The sequence below is a fragment of the Actinoallomurus sp. NPDC052308 genome (genome assembly GCF_040679195.1).
In the GTDB taxonomy this organism is placed as follows: Bacteria; Actinomycetota; Actinomycetes; order Streptosporangiales; family Streptosporangiaceae; genus Actinoallomurus; species Actinoallomurus liliacearum.
The window spans coordinates 679,859-699,579 of record NZ_JBFAUM010000003.1 but is presented as its reverse complement, the minus strand read 5'-3'; the positions used below and the strand labels follow the sequence as shown (position 1 = coordinate 699,579).

Annotated in this window: 15 protein-coding genes and 2 riboswitches; of the genes, 8 read left to right on the top strand and 7 right to left on the bottom strand. The window is 73.1% G+C overall.

Features of this window, described 5'->3' with window-relative positions; translation table 11 throughout:
* The first annotated feature begins 2 nt into the window (after nt 1-2).
* The 3 genes from AB0L00_RS14580 (at nt 3) to AB0L00_RS14570 (ending at nt 3,489) form a co-directional block, all read left to right on the top strand.
* Nucleotides 3-1,742: a hypothetical protein gene (locus AB0L00_RS14580; protein WP_364433199.1), complete on the top strand. Its 1,740-nt coding sequence runs from the start codon at nt 3-5 to the stop codon at nt 1,740-1,742.
* Between the two features lie 102 nt (nt 1,743-1,844).
* Nucleotides 1,845-2,771: an NADP-dependent oxidoreductase gene (locus AB0L00_RS14575; protein ID WP_364433197.1), complete on the top strand. Its 927-nt coding sequence runs from the start codon at nt 1,845-1,847 to the stop codon at nt 2,769-2,771.
* 58 nt (nt 2,772-2,829) lie between these two features.
* Nucleotides 2,830-3,489: an NAD(P)H-binding protein gene (locus AB0L00_RS14570; protein ID WP_364433194.1), complete on the top strand. Its 660-nt coding sequence runs from the start codon at nt 2,830-2,832 to the stop codon at nt 3,487-3,489.
* Nucleotides 3,490-3,506: 17 nt separating this feature from the next.
* Here AB0L00_RS14570 and AB0L00_RS14565 read toward each other — a convergent pair whose 3' ends face one another.
* From AB0L00_RS14565 to AB0L00_RS14545, 5 genes are all read right to left on the bottom strand, one after another.
* Nucleotides 3,507-4,529: a sugar kinase gene (locus AB0L00_RS14565; protein WP_364433191.1), complete on the bottom strand. Its 1,023-nt coding sequence runs from the start codon at nt 4,527-4,529 to the stop codon at nt 3,507-3,509.
* Nucleotides 4,530-4,713: 184 nt separating this feature from the next.
* The gene (gene dgoD, locus AB0L00_RS14560; RefSeq protein WP_364433188.1) at nt 4,714-5,859 is read right to left on the bottom strand and encodes a galactonate dehydratase; all 1,146 of its coding nucleotides are present in this window, start codon (nt 5,857-5,859) and stop codon (nt 4,714-4,716) included.
* Nucleotides 5,856-6,581 carry a FadR/GntR family transcriptional regulator gene (locus AB0L00_RS14555; RefSeq protein ID WP_364433185.1) on the bottom strand — a complete coding sequence of 242 codons (726 nt, stop codon included), beginning with the start codon at nt 6,579-6,581 and terminating at the stop codon, nt 5,856-5,858. Before AB0L00_RS14555 ends, dgoD begins: the two co-directional genes overlap by 4 nt.
* A gap of 35 nt (nt 6,582-6,616) precedes the next feature.
* Nucleotides 6,617-7,426 carry an SDR family NAD(P)-dependent oxidoreductase gene (locus tag AB0L00_RS14550; protein WP_345364659.1) on the bottom strand — a complete coding sequence of 270 codons (810 nt, stop codon included), beginning with the start codon at nt 7,424-7,426 and terminating at the stop codon, nt 6,617-6,619.
* A 469-nt stretch (nt 7,427-7,895) separates the two neighbouring features.
* On the bottom strand, nt 7,896-9,083 hold the full coding sequence (locus AB0L00_RS14545) for a beta-1,3-glucanase family protein (RefSeq protein ID WP_364433260.1): 1,188 nt from the start codon (nt 9,081-9,083) through the stop codon (nt 7,896-7,898).
* A gap of 238 nt (nt 9,084-9,321) precedes the next feature.
* Between AB0L00_RS14545 and AB0L00_RS14540 the strand changes: the two genes are divergently transcribed.
* The 3 genes from AB0L00_RS14540 (at nt 9,322) to AB0L00_RS14530 (ending at nt 13,640) form a co-directional block, all read left to right on the top strand.
* Nucleotides 9,322-10,698 carry a hypothetical protein gene (locus AB0L00_RS14540; protein WP_364433181.1) on the top strand — a complete coding sequence of 459 codons (1,377 nt, stop codon included), beginning with the start codon at nt 9,322-9,324 and terminating at the stop codon, nt 10,696-10,698.
* 332 nt (nt 10,699-11,030) lie between these two features.
* A riboswitch (cyclic di-AMP (ydaO/yuaA leader) is annotated at nt 11,031-11,178 on the top strand.
* Nucleotides 11,179-12,198 carry a CHAP domain-containing protein gene (locus AB0L00_RS14535; RefSeq protein ID WP_364433179.1) on the top strand — a complete coding sequence of 340 codons (1,020 nt, stop codon included), beginning with the start codon at nt 11,179-11,181 and terminating at the stop codon, nt 12,196-12,198.
* A gap of 237 nt (nt 12,199-12,435) precedes the next feature.
* A riboswitch (cyclic di-AMP (ydaO/yuaA leader) is annotated at nt 12,436-12,609 on the top strand.
* 5 nt (nt 12,610-12,614) lie between these two features.
* Nucleotides 12,615-13,640: an NlpC/P60 family protein gene (locus AB0L00_RS14530; protein ID WP_364433176.1), complete on the top strand. Its 1,026-nt coding sequence runs from the start codon at nt 12,615-12,617 to the stop codon at nt 13,638-13,640.
* A 21-nt stretch (nt 13,641-13,661) separates the two neighbouring features.
* Here the strand turns inward: AB0L00_RS14530 and AB0L00_RS14525 are convergent, their stop codons facing one another.
* Nucleotides 13,662-15,002 carry a class II 3-deoxy-7-phosphoheptulonate synthase gene (locus AB0L00_RS14525; RefSeq protein WP_364433173.1) on the bottom strand — a complete coding sequence of 447 codons (1,341 nt, stop codon included), beginning with the start codon at nt 15,000-15,002 and terminating at the stop codon, nt 13,662-13,664.
* Nucleotides 15,003-15,212: 210 nt separating this feature from the next.
* On the opposite strand from AB0L00_RS14525, the gene AB0L00_RS14520 reads away from it, so the two are divergent.
* Both AB0L00_RS14520 and AB0L00_RS14515 read left to right on the top strand, forming a co-directional pair.
* Nucleotides 15,213-16,541, top strand: a complete 1,329-nt coding sequence (locus AB0L00_RS14520; RefSeq protein WP_364433170.1) for a tetratricopeptide repeat protein — start codon at nt 15,213-15,215, stop codon at nt 16,539-16,541.
* Nucleotides 16,542-16,814: 273 nt separating this feature from the next.
* Nucleotides 16,815-18,527: a substrate-binding domain-containing protein gene (locus AB0L00_RS14515; RefSeq protein WP_364433168.1), complete on the top strand. Its 1,713-nt coding sequence runs from the start codon at nt 16,815-16,817 to the stop codon at nt 18,525-18,527.
* A gap of 12 nt (nt 18,528-18,539) precedes the next feature.
* Here AB0L00_RS14515 and AB0L00_RS14510 read toward each other — a convergent pair whose 3' ends face one another.
* Nucleotides 18,540-19,649 (bottom strand): DegT/DnrJ/EryC1/StrS family aminotransferase, encoded by a 1,110-nt coding sequence (locus AB0L00_RS14510; RefSeq protein ID WP_364433165.1) that lies wholly within the window; start codon nt 19,647-19,649, stop codon nt 18,540-18,542.
* Between the last annotated feature and the right edge of the window lie 72 nt (nt 19,650-19,721).

Sequence of the window (19,721 nt, the reverse complement as noted above, 5' to 3'; positions counted from 1 at the left end):
CGATGCCCGTCGTCTACGTATTGCTGTTCTGCCTCTGGGCCGGCCTGGTGTGGGTCGAGTTCGTGTTCGTCGTCCCGGTCGCCGTACCGGTCGCCCTGGTCGCGGCCACCGGCGCGGGGATCGGCCGGTTCGCCGTCGTCGCGTGGCGGACCCTGACGGCCGTCAGGCTGGACGGGCCGTCCGCCGTGCCGCGGCCGGCGGCCGACGCACCGGACCCGGTGTACCCGCAGTACCTCCTCGACCAGGTCTGGCGGGACGTCCGGACGCTGACGCTCCGGACGATCCCCTGGTGCCTGGCGGAGGCGCGCGGGGCCGTCACCACGCTGACGGCGCGGATGCTGCCTCTTCCCCAGGGGCTCGCCGTGTTCCCGATCTGGCTCGGGTTGTGCGCCGGGATCCTGCTGTCGGCCCTGCCGCTGGCCGTCGCCGCCGTGGCCTTCGCCGTGGTGACCGTGTCGGTGGCGGCCGCCGGCCTGGTCGCCTGGTCGGCCTGCGTCCTGGTGCTCGGGACGGTCGAGCGGCTCTGGACGGCCTACCGCCGGATCCTGCTCGCCTGTCCCCATCCGGGCTGCTACGAGCGGCTGGCGCTGCCCGCGTACGCCTGCCCGAACTGCGACGCGCGGCACTTCCGGCTGGTGCCGAACCGGCTGGGCGCGTTCCGGCACGTCTGCCGGTGCGGCGCCCGGCTGCCCACGACGATCCTGCTCGGCCGGTTCCGGCTCAGCGCCTACTGCCCGCACTGCGGACGCCCACTGCCCGGGCGGATCGGCCGGGCGCGGGTCGAGCCGCTGCCGTTCGTCGGCGGGCCCGCCGCCGGCAAGACCACGCTGATGTTCCTGGCGGTACGGGCGCTGCGCGCCGGCGCCGCCGCGTCCGGTGGGCGGGCGGAGTTCGTCGAGGCGCGCGACGCGGGCGCCTACGCCGACGCCCTGGCCGAACTCGACGCCGGCGGACGCCTGGCCAAGACCGGGCCGGAACTGCCCGCCGCGACGATGCTGGACGTGACGCTGCCCGCGGGCCACCGGATCCTCTACCTGTTCGACCCGGCCGGTGAGCTGCACACCGGGGCGACGCGGGTCGAGCGGCTGCGCTACCTCGACCACGGCGAGGCGCTGCTGTTCGTCATCGACCCGTTCGCCCTGCCCGAGCTGCGCCCGGCGCTGTCCCGTGAGGAACGGCTGCTGGTCGAGGCGACCGCGACGTCCGAGGAGGACCCCGCCGACACGCTGCAGCGGCTGCTGGCCGACCTGCGCTCCCGCGCCGACCAGGGCCGGCATCGTCGCATCGCCGTGGTCGTCACCAAGGCCGACGTCCTGCGCCGGACGTCGGTCGGCCGGGACGTCGAGGAGGACGTTCGCGGCTGGCTGGAGGGCGTCGGTCTCGGCAACACGATCCGCACGCTCGACCGCACCGCCGGGCACGTCCGCTACCTCGCCTCCGGCCTCGACACCCCGTCGGCCGCGCTCGCCGACCTGTTCGGCTGGGCGGTCGGACTGCCGATCGACGGGCCGGACCGCGGCCCGGCGGAATCGGACGCGCCGGGGTCGATCGCGCCGGAATCGGGCGCGGCAGGGGCGGGCGCGGCGGAAGGGCGGGGCGCGTGGCGTGCCCCCGGCCGGTCCGAACGGCTCGTTCCCCTCACGTACCAACTGGGCCGCGGTGTCCTGCTGACCGCGCTCGTCGTGCTCGGCCCCACGGCACTCCTCCTGCTGGGGCTGGCCGGCTACGCCCGGTTCCGCTGAGGACAACGCGCTCCACGCCGGGCCGCCCCGGAAGGGGCCGCTCCCGGCGCGGCCCGGCGCCGATCGAGGTGTTAGCGAGCGGACGCTGGTAAGGCTGGTGGTGTGAAAGCGATAACGATGCACCGCTACGGCGGCCCGGACGTACTCGAACTCACCGAGGCGCCCGATCCGAAGGTCGGACCGGACTTCGTGCTGGTACGCGTGAAGGCGGCCGGGGTGAACCCGGTGGACTGGAAGATCCGGGAGGGGAACCTCGACGGTCTGTTCACCACGGACTTCCCCGTCATTCCCGGCTGGGACATGGCGGGCGTGGTCGAGCGGGTCGGCCCGGCCGTCAGCGAGTTCTCCCCCGGTGACGAGGTCATCGGGTACGTCCGGGAGGACCACATCGGCCGCGGCACGTACGCCGAACTGGTCTCGGCGCCGCTGCGCACGCTGGGCCGCAAGCCGAAGAGACTGTCCTGGGCCGAGGCCGCCGGGCTCCCGCTGGCCGGGCTGACCGCCTACCAGGCGCTCACGAAGGCCCTGGCCATCACTCCCGACGACACCGTGCTCGTCCACGCGGCCGCCGGCGGCGTCGGCTCGTTCGCCGTGCAGATCGCCCGCGCCAAGGGCGCCCGCGTCATCGGCACGGCCGGCCCGCACAACCACGACTACCTGCGCGAGCTCGGCGCCGAACCGGTCGCGTACGGGCCGGGCCTCGCGGACGAGGTGCGTCGCCTGGCACCGGGCGGCGTGAACGCCGCCCTCGACCTCGTGGGCGGCGAGGCCATCGACGTCACGCCGGGGCTGCTGACCGACAAGGGACGCTGGGCGTCGATCATCGACCCGTCCGTCCGGGACCGCGGGGGACGGTACGTCTTCGTCCGGCCGGATCCGACCGACCTCGCCGCGCTCGCGGGCCTGGCCGACGACGGGCGGCTGAACGTCACCGTCGCGAAGACCTTCCCGCTGGGCGAGGCGGCCGAGGCACAGCGGCTGAGCGCCGAGGGCCACACCCGGGGGAAGATCGTGCTGGAGATGGGGTGAGGAGCCCGGCCGGCGGGCCGAGGGAAGATCTTCAGGGCGTCGGCACGTTGGGAAGCGCATGAGAATCGTGATCGCGGGAGGACACGGCAAGATCGCCCTCCTTCTCGAAGAGCTGCTGGCGGCACGCGGTGACGGCGTCGTCGGCCTGTTCCGCAACCCGGACCACGCCGCCGACGTCGCGGCCACCGGCGCCGCCCCGGTCGTCTGCGACCTGGAGTCCGCGAGCCTGGAGGACGTCGCGGTCCACCTGGACCGGGCGGACGCGGTCGTGTTCGCGGCGGGCGCGGGACCGGGCAGCGGTGCCGCCCGCAAGGACAGCGTCGACCGCGCCGCGTCGGTGCTGCTGGCCGACGCGGCCGAGCGGGCCGGGGTCCGCAGGTTCGTGCAGATCTCCTCGATGGGCGCGGGCAGGCCGCCGGAGCCCGGCCGCGACGACGTCTGGGCCGCCTACATCGCGGCCAAGACGGCCGCCGAGGAGGACCTGCGCGGGCGCGACCTGGACTGGACGGTCCTGCGCCCGGGCGGCCTGACCGACGACCCGGCGACCGGCCGCGTCCGGCTGGAGGAGTCCGTGCCGCGCGGTACGGTGACCCGCGCCGACGTGGCGCGGGTGATCGCCGCGCTGCTCGACACCCCTGGCACCGCCGGGCGGACCCTCGAACTCGTCGGCGGTGACACGCCGATCGAGGACGCCGTCCGCGCCGCCGCCCGAGCCTGACGAAAGGGCGCGCGCCGTCAGCGGATGGTGCCGCCGTCGGGCGCGGACAGCAGCGCCAGTTCGGCGCGGGTGGGCAGGCCCTCCCAGTCCCCGGCGGCGGCCACCGCGAAGGCTCCGACGGTGACGGCACGGTCGAGCCGGTCCTCGATCGGCAGGTCGTCGAGGGCGGCGGACAGGTAGCCGGCCGTGAAGGCGTCACCGGCGCCGACGGTCCCGGTCACCGGGACGGTGCGCGCGGGCATCCGTACGGCGCCGGCGGCCGACCAGACCCGCGCCCCCGCGCCACCGTGCTTGACGACGACCTCGCCGATCCCGGTGTCGAGGAGCTGGCCGGCCGCACGCTCCTCGCCGGTCTCCCCGCCCGCGACGAGCGGAAGCTCGTCCTCCGAGGCGATCAGGATGTCGACGCAGGGCAGGAGCTCGCCGAGCACCCGGGCCGCCAAATCGGGCGACCACAGCCGGGATCGGTAGTTCACGTCCAGGCAGATCCGGGTGCCGGCCTCGCGGGCGCGGCGCACGGCGCGTTCGACCGCGAGGCGCGGATCGGGGCCGAGGGCGGGGGTGATGCCGGTGACGTGCAGGAACCGGGCCGGTTCGGCGGCGGGCAGCGCGGCGTCGGCGTCGTCGGCGCGCAGGGCCGATCCGGCGGAACCGGATCGGTAGTAGTGCACGCGCGTGACGTGAGCCACCCGATGCTCCTGCAGGAGCAGGCCGGTCGGCGCGGTCGGGTCCTGCCGTACCGTTCCCACGTCGACGCCCTCGGCCCGCAGGGTGCGCTGCACCAGCTCGCCGAGTTCGTCGGCGCCCACGACACCCGCCCACCGGACACGGTGGCCCAGGCGGGCGAGTCCGATCGCGACGTTCGCCTCGGCGCCGGCCATCGAGAGGGTGAGCGGGCCGCCCAGCCGGAGCGGGCCGTCGCCGCGCAGGGCGGCCATGGCCTCGCCGATGGTGACGACCTCGAGTGTGCGGGCGATGTCATCCTGACGGCCGGTGGGCCGGCGGCCCCCCGCCGCGGCCCGCCGCCGCGTCATGCTCATGTCCTGCGCTCCGAGAGGGGGTCGGTCCGGCCGAGCGCCCGACCGGACCGGTCCCCTGTCCGGTCCGTCATCCGGTCGGCTCGGTCGGTCGTCCGGTCGATGGGTCCGTGCGCCGTCATGCCCTGCCCTGTCACGTCGTCCAGGGTGCCACGGCCTCGCTCGGTCCGGGGTGCCATGGCCTCGCTCACCACTCGGCCAGGGAGCCGTCGTCGTGGCGCCATACGGGGTTGCGCCAGGCGTGCGGTCGCCGGTCGGCCTCGCGTACCGCCGGCTCGTCCACCGAGACGCCGAGACCGGGCAGGTCGTTCCGTATGGCGTACCCGTCGACGAAGGTGAACGGCGCCCGGTCCAGGACGTAGTCGAGCAGGTCCGCGTCCGTGTTGTAGTGGATGCCGGCGCTCTGCTCCTGGATCAGGAAGTTCGGCGTCGCGAACGCGACCTGCAGGCTGGCGGCGAGCGCGATCGGGCCCAGCGGGCAGTGCGGCGCGAGTTGCACGTCGTACGCCTCGGCGACCGCCGCGATGCGCCGTGTCTCGGAGATCCCGCCGGCGTGTGAGAGGTCGGGCTGGGCGATCGACAGCCCCGCCTGGAGGGCGGGCAGGAAGTCGGAGCGGGAGTACAGCCGTTCGCCGAGCGCGACCGGCACCGTCGTGCCGCTCACCAGGTCACCGAGCCGGGACAGGTGCTCGGGGGCGACGGGCTCCTCGACGAACATCGGGTGGAACGGCGCGACGGCGGCGAGGATCCGGCGGGCCGCGGGCACGGTCGCCCGGCCGTGCGCGTCGAGGGCGAAGTCGCGGGCAGGGCCGAGCACCTCCCGCGCGACCTCGGCGCGTTCGACGATCCGCCCGATCTCCGCCGCGGTGGGCATGCTGGACAGCAGGCCCGAGGCGTTCATCTTCACGGCGGTGAATCCGGCCTCCACCTGCTCGGTGAGCGCGTCCCGCAGCCGGGCGGGCTCGTCGCCGCCCACCCAGGCGTAGACGCGGACCCGGTCGCGCACCGGTCCGCCGAGCAGGCGGTGCACCGGCGCTCCGTAACACCGGCCCGCGATGTCCCACAGCGCCTGGTCCAGCCCGGCGACCGCGCTCGACAGCACCGGGCCACCCCGGTAGAACCCGCCCTTGGTCAGGACCTGCCAGTGGTCCTCGATCCGCAGCGGGTCACGTCCGATGAGGTACTCGGCGAGCACGTCGACGGCCGTCCGCACCACCTCGGCGCGGCCCTCGACGACCGGCTCGCCCCATCCGACGAGGCCGTCGTCGGTCTCAACACGGCAGAACAGCCATCGGGGCGGGACGAGGAACGTCTCGATCTTGGCGATCTTCATTCCTGTGCTCTGCCCCGAATCCCGCCGTGTTCGCCTCGTACGCGGTGCAGATCCCGCCAGGCGCGCAGCAGCAGCGCCCGCATGGCCTCCTCGGCGGCGTCGCCGTCGCCGGCCCGCACGGCCTCCAGGACCGCCCGGTGGTTCGGGATCGCGTCGGCGCCGCCGACCACTCCGTGCACCAGGGCGTCGCGACCGGCCAGGCCGGCGCCCATCATGACGTCCATCCGGATCAGCAGTTCGTTGCCGGTGGCCACGAGCAGCGCGCGGTGGAACTCGACGTCGGCGGCGGTCACCTCGGTGTCCCCGCGCGCCCGTTCCATCCGCTGCAGCGCCCGCTCCAGGGCGATGAGCTGGACGGTGTCGCGGCGGGAGGCGGCCAGCCCGGCGACGCTCGGCTCGATGATGGACCGGATCTCGTGCAGGTCGCGGAGGAAGGCGTCGTCCGGCCCGGCGGCGAACTTCCACCGGATGACGTCGCCGTCCAGGAGGTTCCAGTCCGACCGGGGCCGGACGAACGTGCCGCGTTTGGGCCGGGCGAGGATGAGGCCCTTGGCCGTCAGCACCTTCAGCGCCTCGCGCAGCGCCGTGGAGCTCACGCCGAGCCGCGTCTGCAGGCCGGCGACGTCGATGCCGTCGCCTTCCTGGAACTCCCCGGCGAAGATCATGTTGGCGACGGCCTCCACGGTCTGACCGTGCAGCCCGCGGCCACCGTAGAACGCCACGGGTCACCCACCGTCCCGTTCGCCGGCACGGCCCCTCACGCGGAGTCCCGCGCGATGCTCCAGCCGCCGTCCACGGTGAGGGCGGCGCCGGTCACGAAGGAGGCGTCCGGCGACGCGAGGTAGGTGATCGCCGCGGCCACCTCCTCCGGCTCGCCGAACCGCCGCAGGACGGTGGCCTGGACGCTCTTCGCGCGGTCGGTCTCGTCCACCCGCTCCCAGGCCGCGGTCATGATCGGGCCGGGGATCACGCAGTTGACCCGCGCGGCGGGGCCGTACTCGACGGCGAGCTGCCGGGTCAGCGCGACCAGCCCGCCCTTGGCGGCGGCGTACGCGGGGTGACCGGGCAGCCCGACGAGGGCGTGCACCGACGAGGTGATCACCATGGCGCCGGCGCGTTCGGCGATGCCGGGCAGGAGCCGCCGCGCGCCCAGGAACGCCGCCGTCAGGCACACGTCGATCTGGCGGCGCCAGGACTCCGGGGACAGCTCGTGGGCCGGTGCGACGTCCACGACGTACGCGTTGCTGACGAGGACGTCGACGGGGCCGAACGCCTCCTCCGCCACGCGGGCGGCGCGGTCCCAGGTGTCCTCCCGGCTGACGTCCCCGGCCAGGTACCTGGCCCGGCCCCCGGCCTCCCGGACGCGCGCCGCGACGGCCTCCCCCTCGGCGGACACGTCGACGATCAGCACGGCGGCGCCCTCGGCCGCGAGGCGGACCGCGGTCGCGGCGCCGATACCCGAGGCTCCCCCGGTCACCAGGCCGACCCGCCCGGCGTACCGCCGGGGCGCCGGTTCGCCCGGGACCGAGGGCGCGGCGTCCGTGCCGGGGGCTCCCCCGGCGGTCATCGGCCCCACCGTCCCGCGCGACACCCCGTCGCCGGCCGTCCCGGGACCGAGGGCGTACCTCCTGCGCCGGAGGCTCTCGCGGTCACCGGCCCACCCGCCCGGACGTCGTCTTCCTCATGACCGCGGCCTCCTCCGTCACCGGCACCCTCCATCTCCCCGGTCCCTGATTCAAACAGGAAGACGAACGGCCGCTGATCCCCGAACCAGGGGATCCGCCGTCCCGTCCGGCCGGACGGGACGGGCGGCGCTGACGCGGGGCCGGACCGCCGCGGCGGCTCCCGGACGGCGGAGCCCGCCGCGACCGGTGGCGGCCGGGCGCGGGGACACGGCATCCGACCTGCGCCGACACGGAACGTACGGTGACGGGCGGACCGCCGCCCGCGACCGGCCGGGATCCGATGTGGGGGCACGGGCGGCGTTTCGCCCCCTGAATCCCACAGTGACCGGTTCCGGCCATGTGGGTGCCGACTCAGAACGGCGTGAGGGTCACCGTCACGGACGTCGGCGCCTCGTCCTGAATGTAGGAGGCGTGGCCGGCCACGTCGTCGAAGGCGAAGCCGTACGCGGCGCCGTCCGCGCTCGCCTGGTGCATCGCCCGCGCGTAGTGGTTGGTCACCGGCACCCGGTAGTACCGGGCCGGGTCCGCGGCCGGCTGGCGCGGCTCCGAGAGCAGGGTCGACCGGTTGAAGGCGGCGCCGAGGATCGCGGCGACCGGCCCGGTGACGCCGTCGTTCGGCGCCGCGAGCGCGCCGTCGCAGAACAGCACGTCACGGGTCGACGGCCGGGCGATGGACGCGGGGGTCCGGGCCCCGCCGGTGAAGGACAGCCGCTCCCCGGTGACCGTCCCGGTGTACGTGCCGGCGTCCGTGCGGACCGTCAGCGGCGTGCGCCGGTACTCGTTCCAGACCGCGTCGATGTAGGAGTCGTAGTAGTCCGCCGGGAAGAGACCGGCCTCGACGCCGTGCCCGGGCGCGATGACCCGCAGCCGGTCCCCGACGACCAGCCGGGCGAACTCCGGGCGCGCGGCCACCGCGGCGAAGATCCGGTCCCTGCCCCCGTCGACGAGGGTGCCGGTGGTCCGGGTACGGGCGCCCGCGAGCCGGATGGCGAGCGGGACGCTGAACATGTCGACCATCGTCGTGTTGCAGAACATGCCGGCGTCGTTGTGGGTGAACTCGATCCAGTCGTGGAGGATCCGGTAGTTCGGGTCCGCGCCGACCCAGCCGGCCGGATACTGCAGGGCCGGCCTGCCGTTCCCGTCGGTGACGACCTTCAGCCGCAGCCGGTCGCCGATCGAGAAGTAGACCCGGCCCGACATCTTCGGCAGGACGACGGTCGCTTCGCCGGAGTCCCGGAACGGGATGGCGTAGTCGGTGAACCCGCCGGGCCCGTTGTCCGACGCCGCGCACGGGACGAACGCGCCGTCCGCCGTCACGCGCCCCTGGGCGCCGGTCGCCGGGTCCACCCCGACGACGTACATATGGATCGACGCGTCGGCGTACCTGCCGGTCCGGTTCACCGCGGTCAGCGGCAGGCCGCCCGTGGTCGCCGCCGTGCTCCGGGCCCGCGACGACGGCGCGCATCCCGTCGTTCCGCCGCCGAACGCGAGTGCGCCGAGAGCGGCGGTCGACGCGAGGAACGACCTTCTGCCGATCATTCTGCTGTGCACGAGTTCCCTCTCCTGTCCTGAGACCGCGTCCGGCGTTCAGCGAAGCGGCCGGGGAACCGCCGTGGCAGGTGCTTAAGGCCCGCTTCAGGATTGGTTAAGGACGTGATGAACGAGGACGCGGCGGAACAGGGCCGGGAGCGGCCGTCCGGCGAGGATGGACGGGCGTGCCACGGCGCCGCAGGCCGTTCGCGGCCTGCGGCGTCGCAGACCGCCCCCGAGGAGGTATGTGACGACCCCGCGCACCCTGTCCCTGTCCGTCCTGGCCGCGGCCACCGCCGTCGTCACGATGGCCGGCCCCGCCCCCGCCTGCCCACCCGGCGGCGACGACGAGACCCGGACGAGCGAGCCCGCCGTCCAGCAGGACGTCGTCGCCCACCGGATCCGCTCCGTCCCGCTGCCGCCCTCCGCCGCCGTCAAGGGAGTGCGCCTCGCGGCCACTCTTCCCGACGCCAAGGGCGCGATCTCCCTCGGCTTCCTGACGTACGGGCACCGCACGGTGATGTACGTCTCCGGGACCTTCGGGCTGAAGACGTACGACGTGACCGACCCGGCCGCGCCGAAGGCCCTCGGCGCGCTGTCCATGCCGGGCATGTGGGAGACGGAGGACACCGAGGCCGACCCGCGGCGGAAGCTGGTCTTCATGGCCCGCGACCCGCGCGCCTTCGGCGGCAACACGCACACCGGCGAGTCCGGGATCTACATCGTGAGCCTCGCCGACCCCGCGAAGCCGGTGCAGCAGGCGTACGAGAAGGTCCCCGCCGGGCACACGACGAGCTGCGTCGACGACTGCCGTTACCTGTGGACGGGCGGCCCCGCCAGGGCCGACTGGATGCCCGCCGACTGGGGCGGCCGCCCGGTCTGGGTGACCGACGTAGCGGACCCCCGCCATCCGCGGACGTTCCCGCAGCCGATCGAGCTCGGCCGCGACGACGGGAAGACCGACTACGTCCACGACATCCAGGTCGACGCGACGGGGGTGACGTGGGCGTCCGGCGCCGGCGGCGTGCGCGGCTACTGGACCCGGGGGCGCCACTGGGACCCCGTCCGGCGCACGACGCGCGTGGCGCGCGCCTGGGACCCGGTGCCGTACGCGGGCGGCGGTGTCAGCGAGACCGCCGCGCCGTCGAGGTTCATGCACAACTCCTTCCGGCCGGTCGGCTCCACCGCCGATGAGGCGCCGGGCCACGGCGACCTCGTCTACATCACCGAGGAGGCGTTCAACCCCGGCTGCGCCGACGACGGCCGGCTGGTGATCGCCTCACTGCGCGGTTCGTACGACGGGGAGGGCTGGCGCTCGACGCCGGAGGAGCCGTTCCGCCTGCGGACGGTCGGGACGTGGAGCGTGGCGGGCCAGGAGGGCAGCCGGACGGACACCGGCGACTGCTCGGCCCACTACTTCGACGTCCACCACGGCCTCCTGGCGCAGTCCTTCTACACGCAGGGGACCCGTCTCCTCGACGTGCGCGACCCGGCCCGTCCGAAGCAGGTGGCCTATTACCGGCCGGCCGACGCGATGTCGTGGGCGCCGTACTGGCACGCGGGATACCTGTACGTCGCGGACAACGATCGCGGCATCGACATCCTGCGCCCCGAGGTGCGCTGAGCCGCATAAGGGCGGTTTTCGGACGGGCGGTCGCGGCGTCGACGCGCCGCCGCCCGGACCTCGGCTGAGGAGAGCCCGACCCGAGTGCCGTGTTCGTCACTTTTTCCTGGTGGCGGGCGCGACACTCGCCTTTCCCGCCCGTCCCCCCTTTCCGGCTTCGCCGCACGTGAGAGTGCCTTTTCGGACGTTACCCGGCTGGACGCACCCACGCCCGGCTACGCTCGGTGAGCGAGCGATGCCAGACTTTCGTTTCCGAACGCGTTGCCGTTGTTGCGAGAGTTCGGCTAGATTGCGCCGAGATCGGGCTGTGACCAACCTCCAACCAGGGGGTTGCAGACCGACCGCCGAGTCCCGGCGACGCAACCAGCGTCGTGGGAGCCGGGGACCCATCAGTCCCTCGGGGTGAATCCGTCACGCACGGTAGGGCTACCTCTGGCCCGAACCCGTCAGCTAACCCGGTAGGCGGTAAAAGGGGAGCGAATGGATTCAGTAGGTCAGAAACTGCTAGAGGTCGCCAAGGGCCAGCTCGGCTATCACGAGAAAGCCAGCGGTTACACCAAATTCGGCGACTGGTACAGCAAGCATGTTGACAAGGACCCCGTCTACAAGACGTCGGCCTGGTGCGACATGTTCCTCGCGTGGGCGGCCGACAAGGCCGGCGTCGAGGACTGGACCGGCCAGTTCGCCTATACCCCCGACCATGCCAAGTGGTTCAAGAAGCAGGGCGCCTGGGGCCACAAGGCCGAGCCCGGCGCGATCGTGTTCTTCTCGTGGTCGGGCGGCAAGAGCATCGGCGACATCGAGCACGTCGGCATCGTGGAGCGGGTCGATGGCCACACGCTGCACACCATCGAGGCCAACCACAACAACGCGCTGATGCGCGCCACCCGGGACATCAGCCAGGTGGTCGGGTTCGGCTATCCCTCCAAGGTGAAGGTGAAGGCGGCGCCGGCCGTCGAGCAGACGGCCCAGACCGACCAGAACTACGCCCCGAAGCACGCCGCGCCGCCGCCCGCCGTCAAGGAGATCGGCAAGGACGTCCAGGCGCAGGTCGACGCGCACACCACCGCGGCCCACGACCCGGCCGCCCCATCGTCCCCCCTGCCGGACCAGCAGGCCGCCCTGACCGGGCTGCTCGCCGTCGTGCTGTTCGGGACCGTGGCCCTGGCCGTCGGCAAGTCGAAGGTCAAGGTGCCCGTCTCGGCGCCGAACGTCCGGGTCCGCAAGCGCGGCAAGCACCACCGCACGCCGGTCGAGCTGCCCGCCGAGGTCAGCGTGGCCGACCTGGAGGCGGCCGACGCCAGCACCCAGCTCATGCCGGTCCTGTCCGCCGAGGCCGCCGCGAAGGCCGAGGACCAGGAGTTCTGGGGCAAGATCTCGGAGCTGGAGGAGGACGTCGAGCTGGCGTTCTGGAACACCCTGCACGCCGCGGTGTCGCAGAACGGCTCGATCGAGTCCGAGACGGAGTCGGAGTCGGAGTCGGAGTCCGTCCTGTCCTGAGCCTCGCTCGCCCGAGCCGCGCCGCGCGCGGCATCGTCCGTACGGTCCCCGTCCGCTCCCCTTCCGGAGGCGGGCGGGGATCGCGGTGTCTAGGCGCAAAGGACCAGCCGCCCATCACCCGGAGTGACCATCCTGGGATCCCCCGGGCCATCTCCGCATGTTCTCGTTGGACGCTCCGTCACCATCCGTTAATCTCCAGCGAGTCGTCACCGGCCGAGAGACGGCCGGACCGCCGAATCGCCCGTCGCGCCGTGGCGCGCCGGGGAACCGGGGACCCATTCGCGGAGGCAGGGGGCGTCTCCTCGCCTGCGCATCGGGGTGAATCCGCGTCCGTCGCCGACGGCTCGCGGTAGGGCTCCTTCTCGTCCGAACCCGTCAGCTAACCCGGTAGGCGGCCTGAGGAGAGGAGCACCTGGATGGATCGATTCCGCACCGCGGACACGCACGACCCTCTTCATCCCGGGAAGGGAACGGCCCGCCGTACGGCGGTCGCGACCTTCGCCCTCGTCATCGCCGGACTCACGCCGCCCGCGTCGGCCGCGCCGGCCGACGCGGCCCGGCCAGGCCCGCGCATCGACGCGCTCCGGCAGCAGGCCGGCCAGTTGAGCGACCGGCTCGAGCAGCTCACCGAGCAGTACAACGGCCTCAAGGTGCGCCTGGAGCAGGCCCAGCGCGCGGCCGTCATCGCCGGTCAGACCTCGGCCCGCGCCGCCGAGGCGCTGAAGGCCATGCAGCGCAAGGTCGGCCGGTTCGCCGCCATCCGTTACATGAACGGCACGCACGACGACGCGCCCGCGCTCCTCGCGTCCTCGAACCCGCGCGCGCTGCTGGACCGGGCCACCACCCTGCACTACTTCACCCAGCAGGACGACGGCGAGATCCGGCAGCTCACGCAGGCCATCCAGAACGCCCAGTGGACCGGCCAGGACGCCCGCGACCGCGCCGCGCAGGCGGCCCTCCTCAGGAACCGGCTCGCCGGGCAGCGCGCCACCATCCGCACCGCGCTGGAGAAGGTCCGCAAGCCGCTCCTGCAGGACGCCGTCGAGCGCGCCGGCAAGGGCGAGAAGGTGCCCGCCATCCCCGGCGGCCCCGGCAGGGCGGTCGGCGCCGTACGCGCCGCACTGACCCAGCTCGGCGTCCCCTACGTCTGGGGCGGCGCGACGCCCGGCCAGGGGTTCGACTGCTCGGGCCTGACCATGTGGGCCTACCGGCAGGTCGGCGTCAACCTGCCGCACTACGGCGGCGACCAGTGGAACGCCGGCGTCCACGTCTCCCGGGACCAGCTGGAGCCGGGAGACCTGGTCTTCTTCTACTCCGACATCCACCACATGGGGATGTACATCGGCGACGGGAAGTTCATCCACGCGCCGCACACCGGCGACCACGTCCGGGTCGCCGACCTGTCGACCCGGCCCTTCGCCGGCGCGGTCCGCGTGGTCTGAGGCGACCACGCGGACCGGGGCTCACTTCCCAACGCGGTACATCTCCGCGACCATGAACGCCAGGTCGAGGGCCTGGCCGCGGTTGAGGCGGGGGTCGCAGGCCGTCTCGTACCGCTGGTGCAGGTCGTCGTCGACGATGTCGTGGCCGCCGCCGACGCACTCGGTGACGTCGTCGCCGGTGAACTCGAGGTGCACGCCGCCCGGGTGGGTCCCGAGCGCCCGGTGCACCTCGAAGAAGCCGGCGACCTCGTCGAGCACGTCGTCGAACCGGCGGGTCTTGTACCCGCTCTCCGACTCGAAGGTGTTGCCGTGCATGGGGTCGCAGATCCAGGCGACCTGGGCGCCGCTCGCGGTGACCTTCTCCACCAGGGCGGGAAGGTGCTCGCGGATCCGCTTGGCGCCCATGCGGGTGACGAAGGTGAGGCGGCCGGGCTCACGGTCGGGGTCCAGCCGCTCGATGAGCGCGAGGGCGTCCTCGGCGGTCGTGGTCGGGCCGAGCTTCACCCCGATGGGGTTGCGGATGTGCCGCATGAACTCCACGTGCGCGCCGTCGAGCTGCCGGGTGCGCTCGCCGATCCACAGGAAGTGGGCGGAGACGTCGTACGGCAGGCCGGACCGCGAGTCGATGCGGGTCAGGGCGCGTTCGTAGTCCAGGAGCAGCGCCTCGTGGCTGGAATAGACCTCGACCCGGTGGAACTCCTCGGGGTCCGCCCCGGCGGCGTGCATGAACGCCAGCGCCCGGTCGATCTCGCCGGCCAGTCGCTCGTAGCGCCGGCCCGCGGGGCTCTCGGCGACGAAGTCGTGGTTCCAGGCGTGCACCTGGCGCAGGTCGGCGTAGCCGCCCTGGGTGAAGGCGCGGGTGAGGTTCAGCGTGACCGCGGCGGCGTGGTAGGCGCGCAGCAGCCGCTCCGGGTCCGGCACGCGGCTCTCCGGCGTGAAGTCGAACCCGTTGACGATGTCGCCCCGGTAGGCGGGCAGCTCGACGCCGTCGCGCACCTCGACCGGCTTGGACCGGGGCTTGGCGAACTGGCCCGCCATCCGGCCGATCTTGACGACCGGGACGCTCGCGGCATAGGTCAGGACGACGGCCATCTGCAGCAGGGTCTTCAGCTTGTTGCGCACGTCGTCGGCGGTCGCGCCGGAGAACGTCTCGGCGCAGTCGCCGCCCTGCAGGACGAAGGCCTCACCGCGTGCCACCGCGGCGAGATGCCCCTTGAGCTGGTCGCACTCGCCGGCGAACACCAGCGGCGGCAGCTTGGACAGCTGCGCCGCGACGTCTTGGAGCCGGGCGGGGTCGGGCCAGTCGGGCTGCTGGGCGGCCGGAAGGTCACGCCAGGATTCGAGGAGGTCCACGAGACCCAAGGGTATCGAGCGGGTCACAAGCCCGGGTCATGCAACCTGCGTATTCCGCCCTGTTTCCCGCATCTCCGCCCCTGCTACGGCGATCCGCGGTATGACGGACCTCGCATCACTACGGCGATCCGCGGTGTGACGGGCCTCGCGTCGGCCGCCCCGAATCTCTGAGATGATGGGCCGATCCCGCAGATCGCCGACGACGCATGAGGTTCTGACATGAGCACGAACGGCCGCGCCTATGACATCTGGCTCCGCAAGCCCGAGGAGGCCCAGCAGCTCCTCGAGTCCAAGCGGGCCGATCTCGACGGTGACGGTCTGTCCCTGCTGTCCTGGCTGGTCCTCACCAACGAGCGTGACGACAGGAAGGCCGAGCAGATCGCCCACCAGGCGATCGCGGCCGGTGGCGACACCCGGTTCGCCACGGCGGCGCTCGCCGAGGCCTTCAAATGGCGTGGCGACTATGGCCGGGCCGCCCAGATCGTCCGGCAGGCCCGCGAGAAGTACCCGACGATCCCGTGGTACGCCCTGACGCTGGCCGACGTCCTCAAGGACGGCGGGTGGATCGACGACGCCGAGGCCATCCTCGAGTCGGTGGTCAACGACTCCCAGCTGCGCCGGCACGCGCTCAAGCGCCTGTCGAAGTGGGCGGTGGACCGCGGTGACAAGCCGCGCGCCCTGAAGTACCAGACCGAGCTGATCGCGCTGGCCCCCGACTACCTGGTGTACGCCTCGGACTACACGCTCCTCGCGTCGCTCCGGCTGGAGGCCGGCGACCCTGCGGGCGCCCGGGACATCCTGCAGCGCGGCGCGGCGATCTACCCGCGCAACAAGCCGATCAAGGAGATGCTGCACCAGCACTTCGGCGAGCTCGCGCCGGAGAAGGCGCCGAACATCCCGCCGGTCGACGAGCGCGCGGTCGGTGCCCAGCGCGTCCCGATCAAGACGAAGATGATCACGCTGCGCACCGGCATCCTCCCGATCATCCAGGAGGCGACGCAGGGCATGCTGCGGCCGGACGACATCCTCGCCCTGTCGGAGAGCCCCGCGTCGGCCGGTCAGGGCCGGATGATCCCGCTGGAGCTCATCACGCCGGAGGGCATGGCCAAGCAGCTCAGCAAGTTCGTCGGCAAGATCGGTCCGCTGCACAGCCCGGCCGGGATGCAGGGCGCGATCCTCGAGGCGGGCCGCGCGAAGGTCCTGCTCGGCGCGGCCGCGGGCGCGGCCGGCAAGCTGGTCGGCAAGCGCGGCTGGTTCTACCGCGTCGCCGGCCCCGGCGCGGCCATGATCGACGACGTGGCGGCGGCCCTCCCGCCGCACGACCACCACCTGCTGTTCGGCCCCGGCCGGCCGGACAAGCTGTCGGAGGACCTGTCCGCGGCGCTCGGCTGCCACGTCTGCGTCGTCGACGCCAACCACCTCACCGGCGCGTGGGTGGTCGGGGCCTCCAAGGGCGTCGACCGCAAGTGGGTGGAGAAGGTCCTGTCCGACAACCCGGCCGGCAACGAGGACGAGCAGACCCCGATCGTGCTCATCCGCAAGATCTGACCCCGCGATCCGGCTCCGCGCCGCGGCTTGCGGCCGCGGCGGCCCGGGGTCGTCGCGAACGGCACGGAAAGGCGCCCACCCGGTCTCCGGGTGGGCGCCTTTCGGCGTGCCGCCGGACTCCACCGGCGGCGCCGACGCGGAAGTGGACCGGCGAGGGCGCGGGAATGGCGCCCCTGTGAAAGGCCGGTGAAATCGAGCCGCCGCGGGGCGGCGTCCTCCCGCCTGCGCTCTAGAGTCGTGGAACCGCTCACACGGGGAGGGTCCACGGGCGGCATGCTGACCATGATCCAGGCGATCGCCGAACTTATCGCGCAACGCCAGGAGAACGTTCTCCTGGGGCTTCTCATCATCCTGCTCGTGACCAGTCCCCTCGCCGACCGGTACCTCGTACGGCGCAGACGGATCACGTACCGGGTGCTCTACAACTCGAAGATCGGGCTCAGTCCCGTGGCGCTGCACGACGGGGACGACCACTCGACGGTGACGGACCCGAGGCTGCGCGAGTACGCGCGGACCTTCGACCGGCTCAGCATCGTCATCATCCGCGTCCGCAACACCGGCGGCTACGACATCGAGCCGTCCGACTTCACCAGGCCGCTGTCGTTCACCTTCAAGGGCCGCGTGATCTGGAACGCGCGGATCTCCGACGCCAGCACCGATCGGCTCCACGACGCGGTACGGGACCGGCTGGAGTTCTTCGCCACGACCCCCGGAGGCGGGGTTCCGAGCAGTGGGGCACCGGGCAACGGAGGTCCCGACGTGCGGACGCTCCGCGGATTACTGGCCGACCGCCTGACGGCCCTGGTCAAGAGCCCGGCCGCCGCGCAGCCCGAGGAGAACATCCGGCAGTGGAACGGCGTCCGGCTGACGGGCCTCTCCCTGGAGCGCCGGCAGCGCTTCAAGCTCGTCGTCGTACTGCGCGAGGAGGGCGACCCGGCCGAGGGCACCGTCAGCAAGAAGATCCAGGCGGACGGCGCCCTGACCAGCGGCTGGGTGAAGGACGAGAAGCGCCAGCGGAGACTGGGCTGGCCCGTGGCGGCCATCGCCGCCGGCGTCGTGCTCACCCTGGCCCTGACCGGCAACGTGGTCGCCAATTACTACCAGCGGAGGTCGGACCCCGCGCTGCACTGCGCGAGGGGGCACCTGCGCCTGGAGGGATCCAGCGCCTTCTCCGACCCGCTCACCGAGATCGTACGGCAGTACCGGCGGGCGTGCACCTCGGCGACGATCGATCTGCAGCTCGCGGGCAGCCGCGCCGGCATGCACGACCTGTCCGCGATCGGCGCCCAGGAGCGCGGCGCGCTCGCGGTCCTCAACGACGGACCGGACACCACCCACCCGTCGATCGACCTGAGGAGTCATCCCGTCGCGGTCGTCGTCTACAGCGTGATCCTCTCGGACACCACGGGGGTCACGGACCTCAGCCTGACGCGGCTCCGCGACATCTACCGAGGCCGGTACCACCGGTGGAGCGAGCTGGGCGGCAACGACGTCCCGATCCGGATCGTCGGCCGGGACGGTGAGTCCGGCAGCCGCCAGATCTTCCAGAGCAGGCTGCTCGGACGGTCGGAGGGCGCGGCGTCCTCGACCGAGTGCCGGGAGAGCAGCCCGCCCCTGCACGCGCCGACCATCCGGTGCGAGCTGCGGACCACCGGCGAACTCATCGACAAGGTCGCCCAGACACCGGGCGCGATCGGCTACGCGGACGCGCCGACGGCCAAGGCCGAGGCCGCCCGGCTGCAGAAGTTCCACGTGGTGACGCTCGACGGCCGGACACCGGAGGCCACGAGCATCGCGCAGGGCTATCCGTTCTGGACCGTGGAGTACCTCTACACGGCGGGCGCTCCGGAGGACTCCTCGCTGCTGAAGAACTTCATCGCCTTCCTCGGCAGCGCGAACGCGCGCGCCGAGCTCAGCATCCGGGGCTACCCGCCCTGCATCGACCGGGGCGGCGACCGGAACCCCCTCTGCGTCCGGACGCCGTGAGCCCCGGCCCGGTCACCGGTGGGCGGCGGTGATGGCCTCGCGGGCGGCCTTGGCGACCTGCTCCATGTGCCAGTCGGACAACCCCTGGTGCACCGGGAGGGCGAGCATCTCGTGGCGCAGCGGCTCGAGCTCGGCGAACCGCCGGCGGTCCAGGAGCGGGTGCGGCACCGGCCAGATCTCGATGGAGCGCACGCCGCGCTTCTGCAGCTCGGCGATGGTCCGGTCGCGCTGCGGAACGCGCACGGGGTAGTAGAGCGGCGCCACGCCGTCCGGCAGGCCGCGGAAGCGAGGGGGGCACACGTCGGGCAGGGAGTTGAGCAGGATCGCGTAGTTGCGGCGGCGGTGCCGGCGGATGGCCTCACCGTCGGCGCCGTGCACGGCCCACTCGGTCATCCGGGAGGACTTGGAGGCGGCGACCTCCAGGTCGGCGACCTCGAGGTTCCACTCGCCGATGACGACCTCGGTGAGCGTGCCCTCCTCGACCGCCTGCTCGGCCTTGCTGACCTTGCGGAAGACCTTCGTGGCGGGGGCCCGCAGCACGCCGGCGCGCGACTGGGCCGCCCATCCCATGCTCTGGGACGCCATCGACCGGGCCATGCGCTTCCACGGCGGCCGGCCCTGGGCCTCGATGTGACCGCCCCGGATCAGCACGGCGCCGCCGTCCGGGACGCCCAGGGACTTGCGCGGGCAGAAGATCGCCGCGGCGCCGCGCGAGCCGATGGCGGCCCCGCCGTCGTAGGAGAAGAGGGCGTGCGCGGCGTCCTCGATCACCAGCGTCCCCGGCGGCAGCGGCGGCATCGGGAAGCCGTAGTAGGAGATGAGGTAGGTCGCGTGGCACTGCTGCGACACGCGGAACAGGTCCTCGTGGTCCGCCTCGAGCGTGGGGAGCACCCGGTAGAACATGACCTCGATGCCCGCCAGCCGGGCGGCCTCGACCTCTGAGCCGCAGTGGTACGCGGGCATGGCCAGCCGGTGCCCCGGTCCGAGGCCGAGGGCCTTCAGCGCCAGCCAGATCGCGCCGCGCCCGAGGTGGGTCAGCGTCAGCCCGTCCGAGTTGAACGGGAACTGCAGAGACCGCCGGGTGACCAGCGTCGCCGGCTCCAGCGGTGGATAAACGCTCATCAACGGGTCGCTCATAGGTCCCCTACCCTACTGTCCGCCTCCGAGGAGAACACCGGTTCGCCCGTTCGTCGA

What these genes read in the sequence shown, in the direction of transcription:
- AB0L00_RS14530 (WP_364433176.1), top strand. Translation starts at nt 12,615, where the DNA reads ATGGATCGATTCCGCACCGCGGACACGCACGACCCTCTTCATCCCGGG.
- AB0L00_RS14570 (WP_364433194.1), top strand. Translation starts at nt 2,830, where the DNA reads ATGAGAATCGTGATCGCGGGAGGACACGGCAAGATCGCCCTCCTTCTC.
- AB0L00_RS14510 (WP_364433165.1), bottom strand. Translation starts at nt 19,649, where the DNA reads ATGAGCGTTTATCCACCGCTGGAGCCGGCGACGCTGGTCACCCGGCGG.
- AB0L00_RS14515 (WP_364433168.1), top strand. Translation starts at nt 16,815, where the DNA reads ATGCTGACCATGATCCAGGCGATCGCCGAACTTATCGCGCAACGCCAG.
- AB0L00_RS14520 (WP_364433170.1), top strand. Translation starts at nt 15,213, where the DNA reads ATGAGCACGAACGGCCGCGCCTATGACATCTGGCTCCGCAAGCCCGAG.
- AB0L00_RS14550 (WP_345364659.1), bottom strand. Translation starts at nt 7,426, where the DNA reads ATGACCGCCGGGGGAGCCCCCGGCACGGACGCCGCGCCCTCGGTCCCG.
- AB0L00_RS14580 (WP_364433199.1), top strand. Translation starts at nt 3, where the DNA reads ATGCCCGTCGTCTACGTATTGCTGTTCTGCCTCTGGGCCGGCCTGGTG.
- AB0L00_RS14535 (WP_364433179.1), top strand. Translation starts at nt 11,179, where the DNA reads ATGGATTCAGTAGGTCAGAAACTGCTAGAGGTCGCCAAGGGCCAGCTC.
- AB0L00_RS14565 (WP_364433191.1), bottom strand. Translation starts at nt 4,529, where the DNA reads ATGAGCATGACGCGGCGGCGGGCCGCGGCGGGGGGCCGCCGGCCCACC.
- dgoD (WP_364433188.1), bottom strand. Translation starts at nt 5,859, where the DNA reads ATGAAGATCGCCAAGATCGAGACGTTCCTCGTCCCGCCCCGATGGCTG.
- AB0L00_RS14545 (WP_364433260.1), bottom strand. Translation starts at nt 9,083, where the DNA reads ATGATCGGCAGAAGGTCGTTCCTCGCGTCGACCGCCGCTCTCGGCGCA.